This window comes from Aeromonas veronii, from assembly GCF_040215105.1.
Lineage (GTDB): Bacteria > Pseudomonadota > Gammaproteobacteria > Enterobacterales > Aeromonadaceae > Aeromonas > Aeromonas veronii_G.
On sequence record NZ_CP157875.1, the window covers coordinates 4,138,746 to 4,155,217 of the forward strand.

18 protein-coding genes are annotated in these 16,472 nt (G+C 64.7%); 8 read left to right on the forward strand and 10 right to left on the reverse strand.

The window, feature by feature from the left end:
- The first annotated feature begins 45 nt into the window (after positions 1-45).
- Positions 46-939 (forward strand): SanA/YdcF family protein, encoded by an 894-nt coding sequence (locus tag ABNP46_RS19120; protein WP_349919923.1) that lies wholly within the window; start codon positions 46-48, stop codon positions 937-939.
- A 69-nt stretch (positions 940-1,008) separates the two neighbouring features.
- On the opposite strand, the gene ABNP46_RS19125 is transcribed toward ABNP46_RS19120, so the two are convergent.
- Positions 1,009-1,623, reverse strand: a complete 615-nt coding sequence (locus ABNP46_RS19125) for a superoxide dismutase (protein WP_349919925.1) — start codon at positions 1,621-1,623, stop codon at positions 1,009-1,011.
- Positions 1,624-1,645: 22 nt separating this feature from the next.
- The gene (locus ABNP46_RS19130; protein ID WP_349922582.1) at positions 1,646-2,071 is read right to left on the reverse strand and encodes a hypothetical protein; all 426 of its coding nucleotides are present in this window, start codon (positions 2,069-2,071) and stop codon (positions 1,646-1,648) included.
- A 280-nt stretch (positions 2,072-2,351) separates the two neighbouring features.
- Between ABNP46_RS19130 and ABNP46_RS19135 the strand changes: the two genes are divergently transcribed.
- Both ABNP46_RS19135 and ABNP46_RS19140 read left to right on the forward strand, forming a co-directional pair.
- On the forward strand, positions 2,352-3,263 hold the full coding sequence (locus ABNP46_RS19135) for a lipase family alpha/beta hydrolase (protein ID WP_349919927.1): 912 nt from the start codon (positions 2,352-2,354) through the stop codon (positions 3,261-3,263).
- Entirely contained in the window at positions 3,260-4,012 is a 753-nt protein-coding gene (locus ABNP46_RS19140) for a lipase secretion chaperone (RefSeq protein WP_349919928.1), read from the forward strand. Before ABNP46_RS19135 ends, ABNP46_RS19140 begins: the two co-directional genes overlap by 4 nt.
- Positions 4,013-4,105: 93 nt before the next feature.
- On the opposite strand, the gene ABNP46_RS19145 is transcribed toward ABNP46_RS19140, so the two are convergent.
- The 3 genes from ABNP46_RS19145 to sgrR form a co-directional block, all read right to left on the reverse strand.
- A complete protein-coding gene (locus ABNP46_RS19145; RefSeq protein ID WP_349919929.1) occupies positions 4,106-4,807 on the reverse strand; it encodes a hypothetical protein in 702 nt (233 codons plus the stop codon).
- Positions 4,808-4,838: 31 nt separating this feature from the next.
- Positions 4,839-5,234, reverse strand: coding sequence for an acyl-CoA thioesterase (locus tag ABNP46_RS19150; RefSeq protein WP_349919930.1), 396 nt, complete (start codon positions 5,232-5,234; stop codon positions 4,839-4,841).
- Positions 5,235-5,317: 83 nt separating this feature from the next.
- Entirely contained in the window at positions 5,318-7,024 is a 1,707-nt protein-coding gene (sgrR, locus tag ABNP46_RS19155; protein WP_349919931.1) for an HTH-type transcriptional regulator SgrR, read from the reverse strand.
- 100 nt (positions 7,025-7,124) lie between these two features.
- On the opposite strand from sgrR, the gene ABNP46_RS19160 reads away from it, so the two are divergent.
- Together ABNP46_RS19160 and ABNP46_RS19165 are read left to right on the forward strand one after the other, a co-directional pair.
- Positions 7,125-7,301 carry a hypothetical protein gene (locus ABNP46_RS19160; protein WP_349919932.1) on the forward strand — a complete coding sequence of 59 codons (177 nt, stop codon included), beginning with the start codon at positions 7,125-7,127 and terminating at the stop codon, positions 7,299-7,301.
- 140 nt (positions 7,302-7,441) lie between these two features.
- Positions 7,442-8,710 (forward strand): O-acetylhomoserine aminocarboxypropyltransferase/cysteine synthase family protein, encoded by a 1,269-nt coding sequence (locus ABNP46_RS19165; RefSeq protein ID WP_349919933.1) that lies wholly within the window; start codon positions 7,442-7,444, stop codon positions 8,708-8,710.
- 84 nt (positions 8,711-8,794) lie between these two features.
- Here ABNP46_RS19165 and ABNP46_RS19170 read toward each other — a convergent pair whose 3' ends face one another.
- The gene (locus tag ABNP46_RS19170; protein ID WP_349919934.1) at positions 8,795-9,970 is read right to left on the reverse strand and encodes an iron-containing alcohol dehydrogenase; all 1,176 of its coding nucleotides are present in this window, start codon (positions 9,968-9,970) and stop codon (positions 8,795-8,797) included.
- 210 nt (positions 9,971-10,180) lie between these two features.
- Between ABNP46_RS19170 and ABNP46_RS19175 the strand changes: the two genes are divergently transcribed.
- On the forward strand, positions 10,181-10,765 hold the full coding sequence (locus tag ABNP46_RS19175) for a hypothetical protein (RefSeq protein ID WP_349919935.1): 585 nt from the start codon (positions 10,181-10,183) through the stop codon (positions 10,763-10,765).
- 150 nt (positions 10,766-10,915) lie between these two features.
- On the opposite strand, the gene ABNP46_RS19180 is transcribed toward ABNP46_RS19175, so the two are convergent.
- Positions 10,916-11,350, reverse strand: a complete 435-nt coding sequence (locus ABNP46_RS19180; protein ID WP_349919937.1) for a hypothetical protein — start codon at positions 11,348-11,350, stop codon at positions 10,916-10,918.
- 408 nt (positions 11,351-11,758) lie between these two features.
- Between ABNP46_RS19180 and ABNP46_RS19185 the strand changes: the two genes are divergently transcribed.
- A complete protein-coding gene (locus ABNP46_RS19185; RefSeq protein WP_349919939.1) occupies positions 11,759-13,231 on the forward strand; it encodes a C69 family dipeptidase in 1,473 nt (490 codons plus the stop codon).
- Between the two features lie 57 nt (positions 13,232-13,288).
- Here the strand turns inward: ABNP46_RS19185 and ABNP46_RS19190 are convergent, their stop codons facing one another.
- The 3 genes from ABNP46_RS19190 to ABNP46_RS19200 are packed head-to-tail and all read right to left on the reverse strand — an operon-like array spanning position 13,289 to position 14,826.
- On the reverse strand, positions 13,289-14,035 hold the full coding sequence (locus ABNP46_RS19190; protein WP_349919940.1) for an SDR family oxidoreductase: 747 nt from the start codon (positions 14,033-14,035) through the stop codon (positions 13,289-13,291).
- 43 nt (positions 14,036-14,078) lie between these two features.
- Complete coding sequence (locus tag ABNP46_RS19195) at positions 14,079-14,321, reverse strand: DUF3624 domain-containing protein (protein WP_349919941.1); 243 nt, start codon at positions 14,319-14,321, stop codon at positions 14,079-14,081.
- 31 nt (positions 14,322-14,352) lie between these two features.
- Positions 14,353-14,826, reverse strand: a complete 474-nt coding sequence (locus ABNP46_RS19200; protein WP_349919943.1) for a GNAT family N-acetyltransferase — start codon at positions 14,824-14,826, stop codon at positions 14,353-14,355.
- 185 nt (positions 14,827-15,011) lie between these two features.
- Here ABNP46_RS19200 and ABNP46_RS19205 point away from each other — a divergent pair, with 185 nt between their 5' ends.
- Positions 15,012-16,454: a RimK family protein gene (locus ABNP46_RS19205; protein WP_349919944.1), complete on the forward strand. Its 1,443-nt coding sequence runs from the start codon at positions 15,012-15,014 to the stop codon at positions 16,452-16,454.
- The last annotated feature ends 18 nt before the right edge of the window (positions 16,455-16,472 follow it).

Consider the following 16,472-nt stretch of genomic DNA (forward strand, 5'->3'; position numbering starts at 1 on the left):
CTTCGGGGCCATCAAGCCTGACGCCAGCGCCCAAGTTGTAATAGAATGGCTCCTTGTCATCCCTTACTTCAGACCCGAATCGCGCCGCGCATGAAGAAGTTTGCCAAGATCCTGCTCGCCGTTCTCTGCCTGCTGCTGGCCTTTGTCGCCGCACTGCTGGGCTACAGCGAATGGACCGTCTCGGACGCCCGTCACTACACCTATGACGACGTCGATGCCGTGCCCTACAACCGGGTCGCCGTGGTGCTTGGCACCTCCAAATACCTGATCGGGGGCAGCCCGAATCACTACTTCAAATACCGGATCAAGGCCGCGGCCGAGCTCTACAACAACGGCAAGGTGGACTACATCCTGGTCTCCGGCGACAACGCCACCGTGCAGTACAACGAGCCGCGCCAGATGCGGCGCGCCCTGATCCAGGCGGGCATCCCCGCCAGCGCCATCTACAGCGACTACGCGGGTTTTCGCACCCTGGACTCCGTCGTGCGGGCCAAGGAGGTGTTCGGCCAGTCCCGCTTCACCGTGGTCTCCCAGGCCTTCCACAACGAACGCGCCATCTTCATCGCCCGCCACTTCGGCATCGAGGCCGTCGGCTTCAACGCCCTGGATCCCAGCGCCTATCAGGGCATTCGCACCCGGGTGCGTGAAGTGGGCGCCCGCCTGATGGGGCTGCTCGATCTCTATGTGCTGGACAAGGGCCCCAAGTTCCTCGGCGAACCCATCGTCATCGGTGGCCCCATTCCCTGCGAGGCCCTGAGCACCCTGGGGGCGAGCCAGCCCTGCCTGCCCCTCCCCACGAGTCAGGGGGAGCCCGCAAAACCGCTGAAGACCGGCCAGGGCGGCGTGGACAAGCCTGCTCCGGCGACCCCCGCCAGCAGTGCCAGCGACACTCGCGAAGCCAGCAGCTCGGCGGTCCCCACCGGCTCGGCAACCGACTGAGACGCATCGTCCCAAAAAAAGACCCGCCAGCTGGCGGGTCTTTTTTTCATGGGCTGTGACGGGCCGGACTCATGCCAGCGCCTGCTGGTAGCGGCGCGCCACCTCGGCCCAGTCCACCACGTTGTAGAAGGCGGCGATGTAGTCGGGGCGCTTGTTCTGATACTTGAGGTAGTAGGCGTGCTCCCACACGTCCAGCCCGAGGATGGGCACATGACCCTGCATCAGTGGGCTGTCCTGGTTGGCACTGCTCTCTACCTGCAGCTTGCCGGCCTTGTCCACCACCAACCAGGCCCAGCCACTGCCAAAACGGCTCAGGGCCGCCTGGGTGAAGGCCTGCTTGAAGGCATCCAGCCCCCCCAGATCCCGCTCGATGGCGGCGGCCAGGGCGCCGCTCGGCACGCCACCGCCCTGGGGGCTCATCACTTGCCAGAACAGGCTGTGGTTGGCATGGCCGCCACCGTGGTTGCGCACCGCCCCCTGGATCTTGGCCGGCAGGCTGTCGAAACGGGCCAGCAGTTCATCCACCGGCAAGGCGGCGAGTTCAGGGGCCCCTTCCAGGGCGACGTTCAGGTTGGTGATATAGGTCTGATGATGACGGCTGTGGTGGATCTCCATGGTCAGGGCATCGATATGGGGCTCCAGTGCATCGTAGGCATAGGCAAGGGCGGGCAGGGTATGGCTCATGTTCGTCTCTCTTGGTATGGGGTTAATGCAGTCGGGAGGCTGGCTCGGCCTGACACAGACACTGGCCGAGGCAACGTTGAATGCCGTCGTGGCTACCGTGTCTGCGCACGAAGGCAAGCAGCTCGGTACGGGTGTTGTGGCTGTGGCGCTGGGCCGAGGCACGCAAGGAGGCAGAGCAGGCCGGTGACTGGCTGGTGGCCAGCAGGCAGTCATGGATATGGCACAGCATGTCGGCGGCCCTGTCTGGCAGGGTCATGGCGATCAGCAGATCCGCCATGTTGTGATGGGCCACCACCAGAGCCGCCACCGCTTCATCGGCATCCGGCCAGAAGGAGAACTGCTGGCGAGCCAGCCAGAGCGCCTGCTGGTAGCAGTCGAGCGCCCTGGCATGTTCACCGGCATCGAAATGGCGGTTGCCGCACAGGGTCTGCTGTTTCCAGTGCGCCATGCTGTTGTCCGCGTCACTCGCGCCGACCCATCCCTTCACCCAGCTTGCCGTCATGCCTTGAACACCGAAATGATAATAATTATTATTTAACTTATTTGTGCTGAGAACACAAGGGATAGATTTGCCACTCCCTTCTGCCCATATGGGTAGTGTTTTGTCGAGATGACCGGTTTAGTGACCGCATCCACAGATACATTCGAGTTCAGCGACCATGCTGATGGGCACTGGCATGAGGCCGGTGGCTGCCAGGCGGCAGTCTGTCGACACAAGGATGATGCAAATGAAGAGATGGCTTCTGGCGCTGCTCTGCGCCCTGCCCCTGCTGGTCCAGGGGGCTGGCTACACCCAGACCCGTTATCCCATCGTGCTGGTGCACGGGTTGTTCGGCTTCGACAAGCTGCTCGGAGTCGATTATTTCTACGGCATTCCCCAGGCCCTGAGCCGGGACGGGGCCAGGGTCTACGTGGCCCAGGTCTCCGCCACCCAGAGTTCCGAGCTGCGTGGTGAACAGCTGCTCAAACAGGTACAGCAGGTGCTCGCCATCACGGGGGCGGAGAAGGTGAACCTCATCGGCCACTCCCACGGCGGCCCCACCATTCGCTACGTGGCCTCGGTCGCCCCCGAGCTGGTCGCCTCCGCCACCAGCGTGGGGGGGGTCAATCAGGGATCCGAGATAGCGGATCTGGTGCGCGCCAACGTCACACCGGGCTCGGCCGCCGAACAGCTGGCGGTGGCGGCGGCCTCGGCCCTGTCCGGGGTCATCTCATTGCTCTCCGGTGGCAGCAGCCTGCCCCAGGATCCCCTCAAGGCGCTCGATGCCCTCACCAGCAGCGGGGCCCAGCGCTTCAACCAGCGCTATCCGGAAGGGCTGCCCAGCCAATATTGCGGCGAAGGGCCGCTGCGGGCCGCCAACGGGGTCTACTACTTCTCCTGGAGCGGGCGCGGCAACATGACCAACATCCTGGATCCGGTGGATCCGGCCCTGGCCCTGACCGGCACCTTCTTCAAGGAGCCCAACGACGGCCTGGTCGGCGTCTGCAGCAGCCACCTCGGCAAGGTGATCGGCACCGGCTACCGGATGAACCACCTGGACGAGGTGAACCAGTCCTTCGGCATTCACCACCTGTTCGAAACCGATCCCCTCACCCTCTATCGCCAGCACGCCAACCGCCTGCAGGGGCTGGGGCTATGAAGCGGGGAACCCTGATACTGGGGCTGCTCTGTCCAGCCCTGCTGCTGGCGGGGCTGGTCCTGTGGCCAGCCCCCTACACCAGCCTGACGGCCGCCCCCGAGCGCGGGGCCCTGCGCCACCAGCTGGCCCAGCGCATCGAGCAGGGAGAGACGGGCGAGGAAGACGAGCTGATGCGCCGCTATCAGGGATTCCTCGCGGCAGAAGGGAGCCTGACGGTACCGACGGATCCCGGCCTCGCCAGCCTGCAGCTGCTGTTCGACGAGCGCGAGCAGTTGCGCCAGCTGAGCTTCACCCCGGCCGAGCAGGATCAGCTGTTTGCCGAGGATCGGCTGATGGAGCAGTGGACCCTGCGCCGCAAGGCGTTGGCGGAGGCGAGCGATGCCGACAAGCCGGGGCTGGCCACCGGGCTGGAGCTCTGGCTGGCGGAGCAACCCCAGTGGTTCAGGGAGGCCGACGCCAATGGCCGTCTGCTGGCCGACCTGCAACAGATGGAGCGTCTGCCAGGGGATGAGCGGGCAGCCTTGCTGCAGGAGCGGCTGGGACAGGAGGCGGCGGATCGCCTGCACCAGCTGGAGCAGGGTCAGCAGGCATTCGATCGGCAGCTGGCGGGCTATCTGGCGGAACTGACCCCTCTTTCCCTCGACGACAGGCTCGGACAGCAGCAGGAGATACTGGCCAGATGGTTCCAGCCAGAACAATGGAAAAGGGTAGAGGCACTGACCAGGATAAAACTCGGTGAAACCCGATAGGAAAACCCCCTGTCCGGCTTGCCCGGGCCAGGAATAGCGCGAGTGATCCAGACAACGAGGGGGCCAGCGCCCCCTCGTTGTCTGTCGGCCGCCTTATTGCGGCTTGTTGGCGGCAGGCATGGGCTGCCAGGTGAGGCGGGTCACCTGGGTGCCCTGCAGCTCGCAGGTGAAGCAGAGATCCTGCCAGCCCTTCTCCTGGCGCAGGGAAACTTCCCCCTTCACCCCCTCTTCGCTCACCTTGATCTTCTGTGACTCGACCTCCACCTTGTCGCCCTTGGCCAGCGCCATCAGCTTGCCGCTGCACAGCCACTGGGCCAGCTCGGCCCCCTTCAACTTGACGCCCCCCTTGGCGGCCTTCTGCTCCGCCTGGCTCGGCACGAACAACTGGCTCAGTTCGGCGGCCCGTCTGGTGAGCCACTCCTGACGCTGCTGCATGCTCATCTTGCTGACGAACTCCGCCGGCTGACCCTTGTCATCCAGCCACTGGTTCAGGGTGCCCGCGTCGTCGAAGGCGAACTGGGCGGCCGGCTCCTTCACCCCGAACAGCTTGCCCCCCTTGAAGTAGTAGCGACTCTCCCCTTCCAGCTTGCCCAGCTCGTTCATGATGGGCACGGCGATGATGACGGGCTGGCCGTCGATCCAGGCCTTGATGTCCACCCCGTCATGACTGAACAGCCGGGTGTCGAGGGCACTCTCGGCCCCCTTCTCCATCAGGGTAAACTGTTCGGCCAGGGTGGCGGCGAGTGCGGGCAGGGAGCTGAGCCCCAGCGCGAGAGCGATCAGGGTATTGCGCATATGTGTCCTGTGATGGCCCGGGGGCCTTGGGTTAACGCTCTATCAACCAGACCTGGAGCCCAGCCTTGTGTTGCTCGTCGAGCGGCCGGGACTGGCGGGTCTGGTAATTGAAATGGATCAGGGTGGTCTCGCCGGTGACGGCCAGCTCCCCCTCTTGCCAGGCTTCCTGCCACAGGGTAAACGAGCTGGTGCCGATGCGGCGCACCCCGGTCTTGATGGTCACCGGCTGGCCGTAGAACAGCTCCCGTTTGAACTGCACCTCATAGCCCGCGATGATCAGATGCCAGTCACGCACGTCCAGCTCGGGAGTGAAGAGACGGAACACGGGATCCCGGGCTGACTCGAACCAGACCGCCGGTACCGTGTTGTTGATGTGGCCGAGGGCGTCTGTCTCTTGAAAACGGGGTTGGATCTGCATTTCCAGCATAGATATCGACTCCTTGTCGTGGGACCGGGCACAGGCTAGCGCGCCCGCTGCCGCGACTCAAGCCTGTCGGTGCCCGGCCGGGATCAAGCTCCGTTTTCTGTCTGCTGCGCCCCCTGTTCGGGTTTTAACCAGGCGCTGCGAAAATCGAACCAGCCCAGGGCCGTCATACGCACGCCATGCACGCCCACCCGGCTCTCCAGCTCCAGCCAGTGGTGAAACAGGGGCACGAACCAGTGCTGGCGCTGCACCTGCGCCAGCAGGGCGCGGGGGCCGGGGACCTCCTCCTCGGCGCGCCACTGCGTCAGACCCTGCCACAGGGCCTGCTGCTGCCCCCACACCCGACGCAGCAAGGGGGTGCCCTGCAACCAGGCGTAGGGGGCGAAGGCCTGCTCGTGCTCGAGGTTGAGGGTGCCGAGCCAGAGGTCCACATCCTCATCCACGCCGCTTACCCAGCGATCGTAATCCAGGAAGCGCACCTCGAGCCGGATCCCCTGTTCGGCCAGCAGGCTGGCCATGGCGCGGCCGCACTCGTCGAACTCCAGGTGCTGGTTGAAGCAGGCCATTACCAGCCGGGCCGGCAACCGCTCGGGCTCGGGGAGTGAAGCCGCCAGCCCCTCCCGCCAGTGAGGCAAGAGACCGAGGGCACTGGTCCAGCCCCGTTGCAACTCGGGGGCGACCCGCGCCATCAGGGCGATGGGATTGAGCAGACGGGTCAACCAGTGGCGCAGAGCCGGATCCTGCAAGGCGGCGGATCTGTCGTCCTGCAGCAGGAAGTAGCAGCCGGACTCGAGTTCGGACTCCCCGCGCATGGTGCCGAGCTCCGGGCTGTCGCTGCCCAGTTGCAGGTGGCTCTCCAGGCGTTCAGCCAGCTCGGGCAGCATCCAGATGTCGATCTCGTCGAGCAGGGCACGCAGGCCGAAATAGTCGTCAAAGGCGCTCAGGCACAGGTGCAGCGGATCATTGGTGGTTACCCGGTAGGGACCGGTGCCGACCGGCTGCAAGGGGAATCCGGCCGTGCCCCTCAGCTCCCGGGGCAACACCGCCGCCACCGGCTCTGCCAGCAGATGGAGCAACCAGGGATCCGGGCTGTCCAGATGCAGATCCAGAGTGCGCGGCCAGGGGCTCTCCAGCCGGGTGAAGTGGGCGAACAGGGGGCGATCCCGCAGCGCCTGCAGGCTGTCTATCACATCCTCCGTCTCCAGCTCGCGACCATGATGAAAACACACCGCCGGCCTCAGGTAGAAACGCCAGTGCCGGGGGCCGAGGCACTCCCAGTGGTGGGCCAGATCCCCTTCTATTTCCCCATTTTCCTCATTTCGCCGGGTCAGACCGTTGAAGATCTGGCGGCTCAGGTGCACCTCGGAGCGGCGCAGGGGGGCCGTGGGCAGCAGGTGGGGCAGCGGGCGGTAATAGGGTACCCGCAGGATCTGGCGTCCGGCCCGGGTGGCCTGGCCGAGCTGCTCGATGAGCAGCGGGGTGAGCAGATCCAGCCGATCCTCCGCCACCCTCACCGCCTGGGCCAGCAAACCTTGCTGCAACAATGCCCGCAGGCGACGCCGGATCAGCCCCTCCTGATTGTCCAGCAGGGTCAGCCGGGAGCGACGCCCGCGTCCCGCCTCGGCGGTCCAGTTGAGCCAGCCCTGCTCCTGCATGCGTCTGAGCAACAGGCGGGCGTTGCGCGGGGTGCAGCACAAGAGATCGGCCACCTCGGCGAGGCTTATCTCCCGTTCGTCAGCCCCGAGTTGCTGGGCGAGTCGTTGAAACTGCTGATAGAGACGAGTGGTGGGCATAAAAGAGGAAATCCATGTACGTGAAGTCGTCAGTTTTTACTTCCTCATTTTAGCTCAATACTGATGCCGAACATGAGTACAACGTCACAGGAGCACCATCATGAGCCATGTATCTACCCCCAAGCCGAACCGGACCCAACAGATCCTGCGCCGCTACTTCCTGCGGATCCTGCCCCGCTCGCTGCCGCTGATCGAGGATCCCATGAACCAGCTCAACCGCCTGATGCAGTGGGACATGACCCAGATCGACGACAGGGAGTACCGCCGCCGCTTCTAAGCCCCGGGACAGGGGCCGGATCACATCGCCAGCAGAAGCAATAGCTTTGCCGGATCTGCCTGTTTACAACGGGTCAGAGGCTGCTAGATTGGACGTCTATCCATCTATAACAGCGAGCTACATCCAGCAAGGAGTGTGTGATGAAAGATGCGACCCTGGCCCTGCACCACGGCTTTTCCCACGACCCCACCACCAAGGCGGTGGCCGTGCCCATCTACCAGACGGTGGCTTACGAGTTCGACAACGCCCAGCACGGGGCGGATCTGTTCAACCTGGCGGTGCCCGGCAACATCTACACCCGCATCATGAATCCCACCAACGACGTGCTGGAGCAGCGCCTCGCCGCCCTGGAGGGGGGCATCGCCGGACTGGTGGTATCGGCGGGCTCCGCCGCCATCACCTATGCCATCCAGGCACTCACCGCCGCCGGGGACAACATCGTCTCCACTCCCCAGCTCTACGGTGGCACCTACACCCTGTTCGCCCACATGCTGCCGAGCTTCGGGGTCGAGGTGCGTTTCGCCAAGGATGACAGCGCCGAGGCCATCGCCGCCCTCATCGACGACAGGACCAAGGCGGTCTACTGCGAGAGCATCGGCAACCCGGCGGGCAATATCGTCGATCTGGCGGCCTTCGCCCGGGTGGCTCACGCCCGCGGCGTGCCCCTCATCGTCGACAACACGGTCGCCACCCCGGTGCTGTGCAAACCCATCGAGCACGGCGCCGACATCGTCGTCCACAGCCTCACCAAGTACGTGGGGGGCCATGGCAACTCCCTCGGCGGCGTCATCGTCGACTCGGGCAAGTTCCCCTGGGCGGATCACGCCGGGCGCTTCCCCCAGCTCACCCGGCCCGAACCCTCCTACCACGGGGTGGTCTATACGGAAGCCTTCGGCCCGGCGGCCTTTATCGGCCGGGTGCGCACCGTGCCCCTGCGCAACACCGGCGCGGCGCTGGCCCCCATGAACGCCTTCCTGCTGCTGCAGGGGCTGGAGACCCTGAGCCTGCGCATGGAGCGCCACGTGGATAACGCCCTGCGGGTCGCCCACCACCTCAAACATCACCCCAAGGTGGCCTGGGTCAGCTATGCCGGCCTGCCGGGCCACCCCCACTACCCGCTGGCGGAGCAGTACATGGGGGGTCGCCCCTCCGCCATCCTCTCGTTCGGGTTGAAGGACGGTTACGAGGCGGGGGTACGCTTCTACGATGCGCTGAAGATCTTCAAGCGGCTGGTCAATATCGGTGACGCCAAATCCCTGGCCTGCCACCCCGCCTCCACCACCCACCGCCAGCTGAGCGAGGCCGAGCAGGCCAGAGCCGGGGTCAAACCGGAGATGATCCGGCTGTCGGTGGGCATCGAGGCCATCGAGGATATACTGGCGGATCTGGATCAGGCCCTGGAGGCCTGAGGCCGCGCATGTCACCGTCCTGTCTATAGCAAAACGCCCCGTCAGACGGGGCGTTTTGCATGATGGAGAACGACAGGCGCGGGATCAGATCGCGTGGGAGAGGATCCTGGCGACCTTGTCCGGATCGATGTCCTGATGCTCCCCGAGGGCGGTCAAGTCGAAGCGCTTCAGGTTGGAGCAGATCCCCGGGATGCAGGACGCATCCAGGCCGTAGTCGGCGAGGCGGGTGCCCACCCCCATCTGCTGGAAGAACTGCTCGGTGCGGATGATGGCCTCCTCGATGCGCAACGCCCTGTCTTCCCGTCTGGAATGCCAGACCCGCTCGGCAAACTGGGCCAGCTTCTCCTGCTTCTGAGACGCCTGCTCCCGCAGCAGGGAGGGCAGCACCACCGCCAGGCTCTGGGCGTGATCCAGCCCGTGCAGGGCGGTGAGCTGATGGCCGATGGCGTGGGTGGACCAGTCCTGGGGCACCCCGCGCCCGATGAGACCGTTCAGGGCCAGGCTGGCGGCCCACATCAGGTTGGCCCGCACCAGGTAGTTAGTGGGCTCCGCCAGCGCGCGCGGACCGTTGTCCACCAGCACCTGCAGCAAGCCTTCCGCCAGCCTGTCCTGCACCTCGCCCCCCACCGGGAAGGTGAGGTACTGCTCGGTGATGTGGATGAAGGCATCCACCACGCCGTTGCCGATCTGTCGGGCCGGCAGGCTGTAGGTGGTGGTGGGATCCAGCACGGCGAAGCGGGGCTGCACCAGCTCGCTCTTGAAGGAGAGCTTGGCGTCACCCCGGCTCACCACGGCGGCGGGGTTGCTCTCCGAACCGGTGGCCGGCAGGGTCAGCACGCAGCCGAGCGGCAGCGCCGCGTCCACCGCCGCCTTGTGCAGCAGGATGTCCCAGGGATCTTCCCCCTCGAAACGGGCGGCGGCGGCCACGAACTTGGAGCCATCCACCACGGAGCCGCCCCCCACCGCCAGCAGGAAGTCGATGCCCTCGCGTTTGACCAAAGCTACCGCTTCCATCAGCTGATCGTACTGGGGATTGGCGCCGATGCCGGAGAACTCCTGCCACTCCATGCCCGCCAATGCCCGGGTCAGCTGCTCATAGACCCCGTTCTGCTTGATGCTGCCCCCGCCATAGAGCACCAGCAGGCGGCTGCCCGTCGGGATTAGTTCCGGCAGGCTGGCGATCTGGCCTTCCCCGAAACAGACCCGGGTCGGATTGGCATATTGGAAGTTGTACACGGCAAAGCCCTCGGTTGAATGCATGCAGGGGGATTGTGCGCCCCCCGGCGGGCAAGGTCAAAAACGGGATCCCCTTATCAAATGGCGCGGGGGGACACGGAAGGGGGATGGTACTCAGGTGTGACTTTGCTATGGTGGTAACGGGGAGCGGCCATCCGGCCCTTGCCCTCATCGGTTCATCGCCGCCGCATCACCATCGGGTGCGCACCATTTTCTGATCACAGGATCTTTATCATGAAGCTGAAACACGCATGGATTGCCGGTCTGCTCACCCTCTCGTCCGTCTCCCTGGTACAGGCCGCCGTGGTCACCACCAATGTGGCCGTCACGCCGGGCAGCGCCAGCCTGGCGGAAGAGGTGACGGCCCAGGCGACGGTCACTGCCATCGATCTGGCCACCCGCAAGGTCAGCCTGAAGAATGCCGACGGCAAGCCCTTCGATCTGATCGCCGGGGAAGAGGTCACCAATCTGCAGAACATCAAGGTGGGGGATGTGGTGGCGCTGCGCTACCTGCAACTGCTGGATCTGGAGCTGCTCAAGGGCACCGCCGGGGTACGCAAACGGGTGGTCGAGGTAGAAGGGAGCAAGGCCGCCGCCGGGCAGGAGCCGGGCGCAGGCGCCGGCATGCAGGTGACCATCTATGCGGACGTCATCGACATCGACAAGGCGACCCAGACCATCAAGGTCAAGGGCGTGGACAAGACCCTCACCGTCAAGGTGAACGACCCCGCCCAGTTTGCCCTGATCGCCAAGGGGGATCAGATCAAGGCGGTCCAGACTACGGCCATCGGTATCGGCATCGTGCCAGAGCAGAAGTGATCACCCCCTGATCCACGGGGAGGGCACACCTCCCCGTCTCCACCATCCCGCACCTGACCCCTGCTCTCGCCGCTGTGCGCCCCCAGCCACCCGGTGGCAAGCCCTTGCCTGCGGCCAACAACGATTGCCGTTTGGGTCAGGTTTTTACCCTCAGGCGCTCTGCGTCTCTGACGCCTTGCCGGTGAGTCTGTCCATGGCTGCCTTGAGCATGGCATCCCGCTGCTCGGTCAGGGCCTTGGTCTGTGCCTCCCGCTCCTCGCCGGAGAGCTGCTTGTTGCCGGCCACCTCCTTGAGCTGACTCTCGATGGCGTCAAATTTCTTGCGATCAAAGCCCAGCGCCTTGTCCACCAGCTGCTGGACCAGCACATTATTGGCGCTGCCGCTCTGGCCCGTGCTCTTGCCGCTCTTGGCCAGGTGTTCATAGGTCAGCACCTGCTGCGCCTTGCCGGTCATCACCTGGCTGGAGAGGCTGACTTGCTGATCCCAACCGCCGCCCTGCTGGCTGTCGCTGGCGCTGAGGGTGGCCAGGGCCCGTTGCTGGGACGCGCTCTGGGCGAGTTGTTGACCATAGGGTTTGATATTCATGAGAGCTCCGCGCTGTCTGCCGGCCCGACCGGCGTTTGGGGATGCTTCCCCGTGATGGCAACAGCAGAGCAAGTTGCAGGCCAAGTTGCCGAGATGCCGTCCAGACGCACCCTTTCACCGCAGATCCCGCTGCCCAGGCACCATGGGGCCACAGCCCTCACCACTTATTGCTCTCATCACCGAACAAAAGCCATGAATGCCCCACAGATCACAAAATAAACAACTACAGAGGAATAAGATGCCAGCGCACAATACGGTCAGGACGCGGTATTGTGGATGAAGTGTTTGCAATATCAATAAGATGCAGACCAATCTACCGGCATCCCCAGGTTGCCGCCCAAGGCCTGCGGCAAGCCCCCTCTCCTCATCCGGCCTGACTCACACTCACTATCAGCTTCGGGCAACCCCATGAAAAAACACACCTTGAGTCTTCTCAGTGCCACCCTGTTCACCCTGATCGGCAGCAGTGCCGATGCCTGCACCGGCCTCATCGTCGGCAAGGGCGCCAGCGCAGACGGCAGCGTGATGATCGCCAGAAACGAGGATTTCGGCGTCAACAACTGGAACAAGCATCTGGTCTTCCATCCCGCCAGGCAGAACGAGGGCAAGCTGTGGAAACTTGGCAACGGCCTTGAAGTGCCCATGCCCAAGGCCTTCCTCGCCTACTCCGCCATCCGTGACTGGGATGCCGTCACCAGCGAGCCCGCCGGCGGATATTACGAGGAGCGCGGCATCAACGAAGCCAACGTCGCCATCTCGGCCACCACCAGCGCCGAGGTCAACGAGCGGGCCCAGAAAGCCGATCCGCTGATCGAGACCGGCGTCATCGAGGCCGTCATCCCCACCCTGATCCTGCCCCAGGCGAAAAGCGCCAAGGAGGGGGTCGAGCTGCTCGGTCGCTATGTGGAGCAGTACGGGGCCGGTGAGGGCAACAGCCTCTATCTGGCGGACGTGAACGAGGCCTGGCTGATGGAGATAGGCTCCGGCCACCACTGGATCGCGGTGCGGGTCCCTGACGACAGCTACGCCATGGTGGCCAACGGCCTGCGCATCCACGACGTCAATCTGGACGGCGCCGATGTGCTGCACTCCCCCAAACTGCTGGAGTTCGTGCGCGAGCACAAGCTGCTGGACAACGCCGATGCCAAGGCCTTCAACTTCGCCAAGGCGTTCGGGGTCATCGCCGACCCTTACAACGTGGACAGGGAGTGGCTCGGCCAGCAGATGTTGAGTGCCTCCCACCAGCAGTCCACCCGCCAGGCGCAGTATCCCCTGTTTATGAAACCGGATGCCCCCATCGCCGTGCCGGATGTGACCAGGGTGCTCAGCGCCACCTATGAGGGCACGCCACTCGATGGCAAGGCGGAGCGGCCCATTCGCATCGACCGGCAGCTCGAGTCCCACATCATCCAGTTGCGCAAGGAGATGCCCAAAGAGCTGCAGGGGCTCATCTGGCAGAGCTACGGCGTGCTGGCCGAGTCGGTGATGGTGCCCCTCTACAACACCCTGGAGTCCTATCCCCAACCCTATCGCACCGGTAGCGACAGCTACTCCGACGACTCCGCCTATTGGCAGTTCCGCAGCCTGACCGCGCTCGCCAACACCAATCCGGGCAAGTACCTGCCCCTGTTGCGTGAGGTCTGGGCCAAGCAGAGCGACAAGTACCACAAGGAGGTGGCGGTGCTGGACAAGACCCTCAAGCAGACCTATGCCAGCGACAAGGGTACGGCGTTGCAACTGGCGTCGGATTACTCCTACGGTCAGCTGGAACAGAGCTATCAGCTGGCGAAAGCGTTGCGCTTCAAGCTGATGACGGATCTCACCAAGAGCACGGAGAAGAAATATTCGGAGGAGGAGTTCAAGAAGATCATGAGCCTGTAGGGTCAGGTATCAACAAAGAGGCGCCATCAGGCGCCTCTTTTTATTGCATCAGAGGGATCAGTGGCGACTGATATGGAGCGGCCCGAAGGTCTGGGCCACCGGCATGATCTCGATGCTGTTGATGTTGACGTGGGCGGGCTGCTGGCTGACCCAGAGCACGGTATTGGCGATGTCTTCCGGCTGGATGGACTTCACCCCCTGATAGACGGAGGCCGCCTTGGCGTCATCCCCGTGGAAGCGCACGTTGGAGAACTCGGTGCCGCCGCACAGGCCGGGCTCCACATTGGTGACCCGGATGGCGGTGCCCGCCAGATCCGCCCGCAGGTTCAGGCTGAACTGCTTCACGAACGCCTTGGTGGCGCCGTAGACGTTGCCGCCCGGATAGGGGTAGGTGCCGGCAATGGAGCCGATGTTCACCACGTGGCCGCGATTGCGCTCCACCATGCCCGGCAGCAGCAGGCGAGTGAGCAGGGTCAGGCCGCTGATGTTGGTGGCGATCATCTGCTCCCAATCCTCCAGAGCCGCCTTGTGGGCGGGTTCGAGCCCGAGTGCCAGGCCGGCGTTGTTGACCAGCAGATCCACCTGCTGCCACTCGGCGGGCAGGCCCGCGATGGCGGCGCGGGTGGCGGCCTTGTCCTGCACGTCGAACACCAGGGGCAGGAAGTTCTCCCCCAGCTCCCCGGCCAGGCTGGCCAGCCGCTCGGCACGGCGACCGGTGCCGATCACCTTATAACCGGCGCCCACCAGCAAGCGGCTGATGGACTCACCAAAACCGGACGACGCGCCCGTTACCATTGCAATCATCGGAACCTCCATTGTCATTTATCTAATTGATAGCTAAAAGAATTCATTCATCTCCCGCCGGCTTGGCGAAGCGTCGCCAGAGAAATGCCAGCAGGTGCAGCCCGAACAGGCCGGAGCCCGCCAGGGCAAACAGCAGGGCGGTGAGAGCATTGACCGAGGTGTCGGCCCCCAGCCACCCCCAGGCTAGCCAGCCGATGGCCCCGATGAGGAGGGTCTGGGCGGCGCAGACCGGGCAGCGCCCCAGCTTGGCGCGGATGCTGGTCGCGAGGCAGTCATCACAGCTCATGTGTCATCCCTCGGTTTCTGGGCATCCCGGCTCATGGGTTGTCCCGTTGCTCCGCTTGCAGCACCAGCACCAACCGGTGTGCATGCTGACCCGGCCCGTAATAATCCGGCAGCCTGAGGCGGGAGCGAAAGCCCAGCTCGTGGTAGAGGGCGCCGGCCTCGGGGTTGGCATCGGACACCTCGAGGCGGATGGCCCCCCAGCCTGCGGCCCTGCCCTCGGCGATTACCTGCTCCAGCAGGCGGCGGGCCCAGCCCTGGCGGCGCACCGTCCAGCGGATGGCGAGGGTCTGGATGGTGAGCCGATCCCAGCCCCTGTGCTCCAGCACGCAGAGATAGCCCATCAACTGGGCCTTGTCGTCTTCCAGCAGCAGGGTGCGGCCCTTGGCCTGGTTGAGCAGATAGTGCCAGCGGCTGCGGCCGAAGGCGACCTCGGGGGAAAAACAGTAGCGCTCCAGCCGGGTGATGGCGCCCAGATCGTCGGGGTGGGCGGCCCGTAGGGTCAACAAGGCGTTATCCTCGTTCGGTTATTTATCCTCAGCACCAAAAATGCGACTTGTATCACAAGTTACCAAGGCAGATGATTAGGCACTGTAACCTCTTGTTTCCCCTCGCGCCATTGTCGTGCTTGTCGGTGCATCGAAGCCCACTGGGGAGACTGCCATCCGGGCAGTCCTTTTGTGGAGCCGAAAATATGAGTACCTATGTCATCGTCGAGGAGCTCGGCGACTGGCCCTGCCATGCCGACTACCTGCTGACCGCCCGCACTTACCTGCAGCACGGCCTGCCCACCACGGGTGGTCGCCCCCGCATCATCAACCTCTGTCGCAGCCTGGAACACCTGAGTGCCGGCTACTACTGCTCCCTGCTGGCCCAGGCCCGCAGCCACCACTGTCTGCCGGGGCTGCAGGCCATCAGCGTGCTGCAACCCCAGCAACCGCCGGCCAAGCTGTGGCGCAAGCTGCAGGGCTGGTTGAGCCGCCAGAGCGAGGACAGGATCCGGGTACGCGCCATCTTCGGGCAGTGCGAGCAGAGCGAGCTGGCAGGGCTGGCCCGCTACTACTACGGCCTGAGCCAGCTGCCGCTGCAGGAGCTGACCCTCAAGCGCGGTCGCCACGGCTGGTCGGTGCGCCAGCAGCAGAGCCTGTCACCACTGGAACTGAGCCAGGGCGAGCGGGAGCTGATGCTGCAACATGCCCAGGCGCTGGTGGGGGCCGCTGACGAAGAGCAGGCGGCCCCCCTCTATCAACTCGCCATCCTGGTGGATCCCAACGACGGCCGTGCCAGCAGCGACGAACTGGCCCTGCGCCGCTTCATTCAGGCCGCCGCCGCCCAGGGGATCCAGGCCGAGATCCTGGCACCCTCGGCCATCGAGAGGCTGCCTGAGTTCGACACCCTCTGGCTGCGATCCGAGACGGCGGTGGGTCACTACACCTTCGAATTCGCCCGCCGCGCCGAACAGCTCAAGATGCCGGTGATCGACAGTTCCCGCGCCATCCTCGCCTGCAGCAACAAGCTCTATCTGTACGAGCTGATGGTACGCAGCGGCGTCCCCATGCCGCCGACCATGGTGGTGACCCGCCGTGGCCGCCACCATGTGGACGAACTGGTACAACGGCTCGGTCTGCCGCTGATCGTCAAGGTGCCCGACGGCGCCCAGGGGCGGGATCTCGCCATGGCAAGCGACGAGATCCAGCTCGCGCGTCTGCTGGACGAGGGGCTCGGTCGCTCCGCCCTGCTGCTGGTACAGAGCCGGATCCCCGCCGAGTTCGACTGGCGCATCGGCTTCCTCGACGGTTCGCCGCTGTTCGCCTGTCGCCGCTTCCGGCCCGAGCCCGGCAACCGCATCCGTCGTCGCAAGCACCCCCTCGACATGAGCCGCATCGAGGCCCTGCCCCTCACCGAGGTGCCGGAGCGCGTGCTGCAGACCGCCCGCCGCGCCGTCCATCAACTCGGCAACGGCCTGTTCGGCGTCGATCTGCGCCAGCAGGGACGGGACTGCGTCTTGCTGGAAATCATCGACAATCCCTGGATCCGTGGCGATATTGAAGACAAGGAGGCAAAGGACCTCTATGAGCGCCTGGCCAGGGCCTTCCGGCAGCGACTGGAAAACCGGGGACAGGGCGCGCTCGGATAACAAGCATCGAACGCAGAG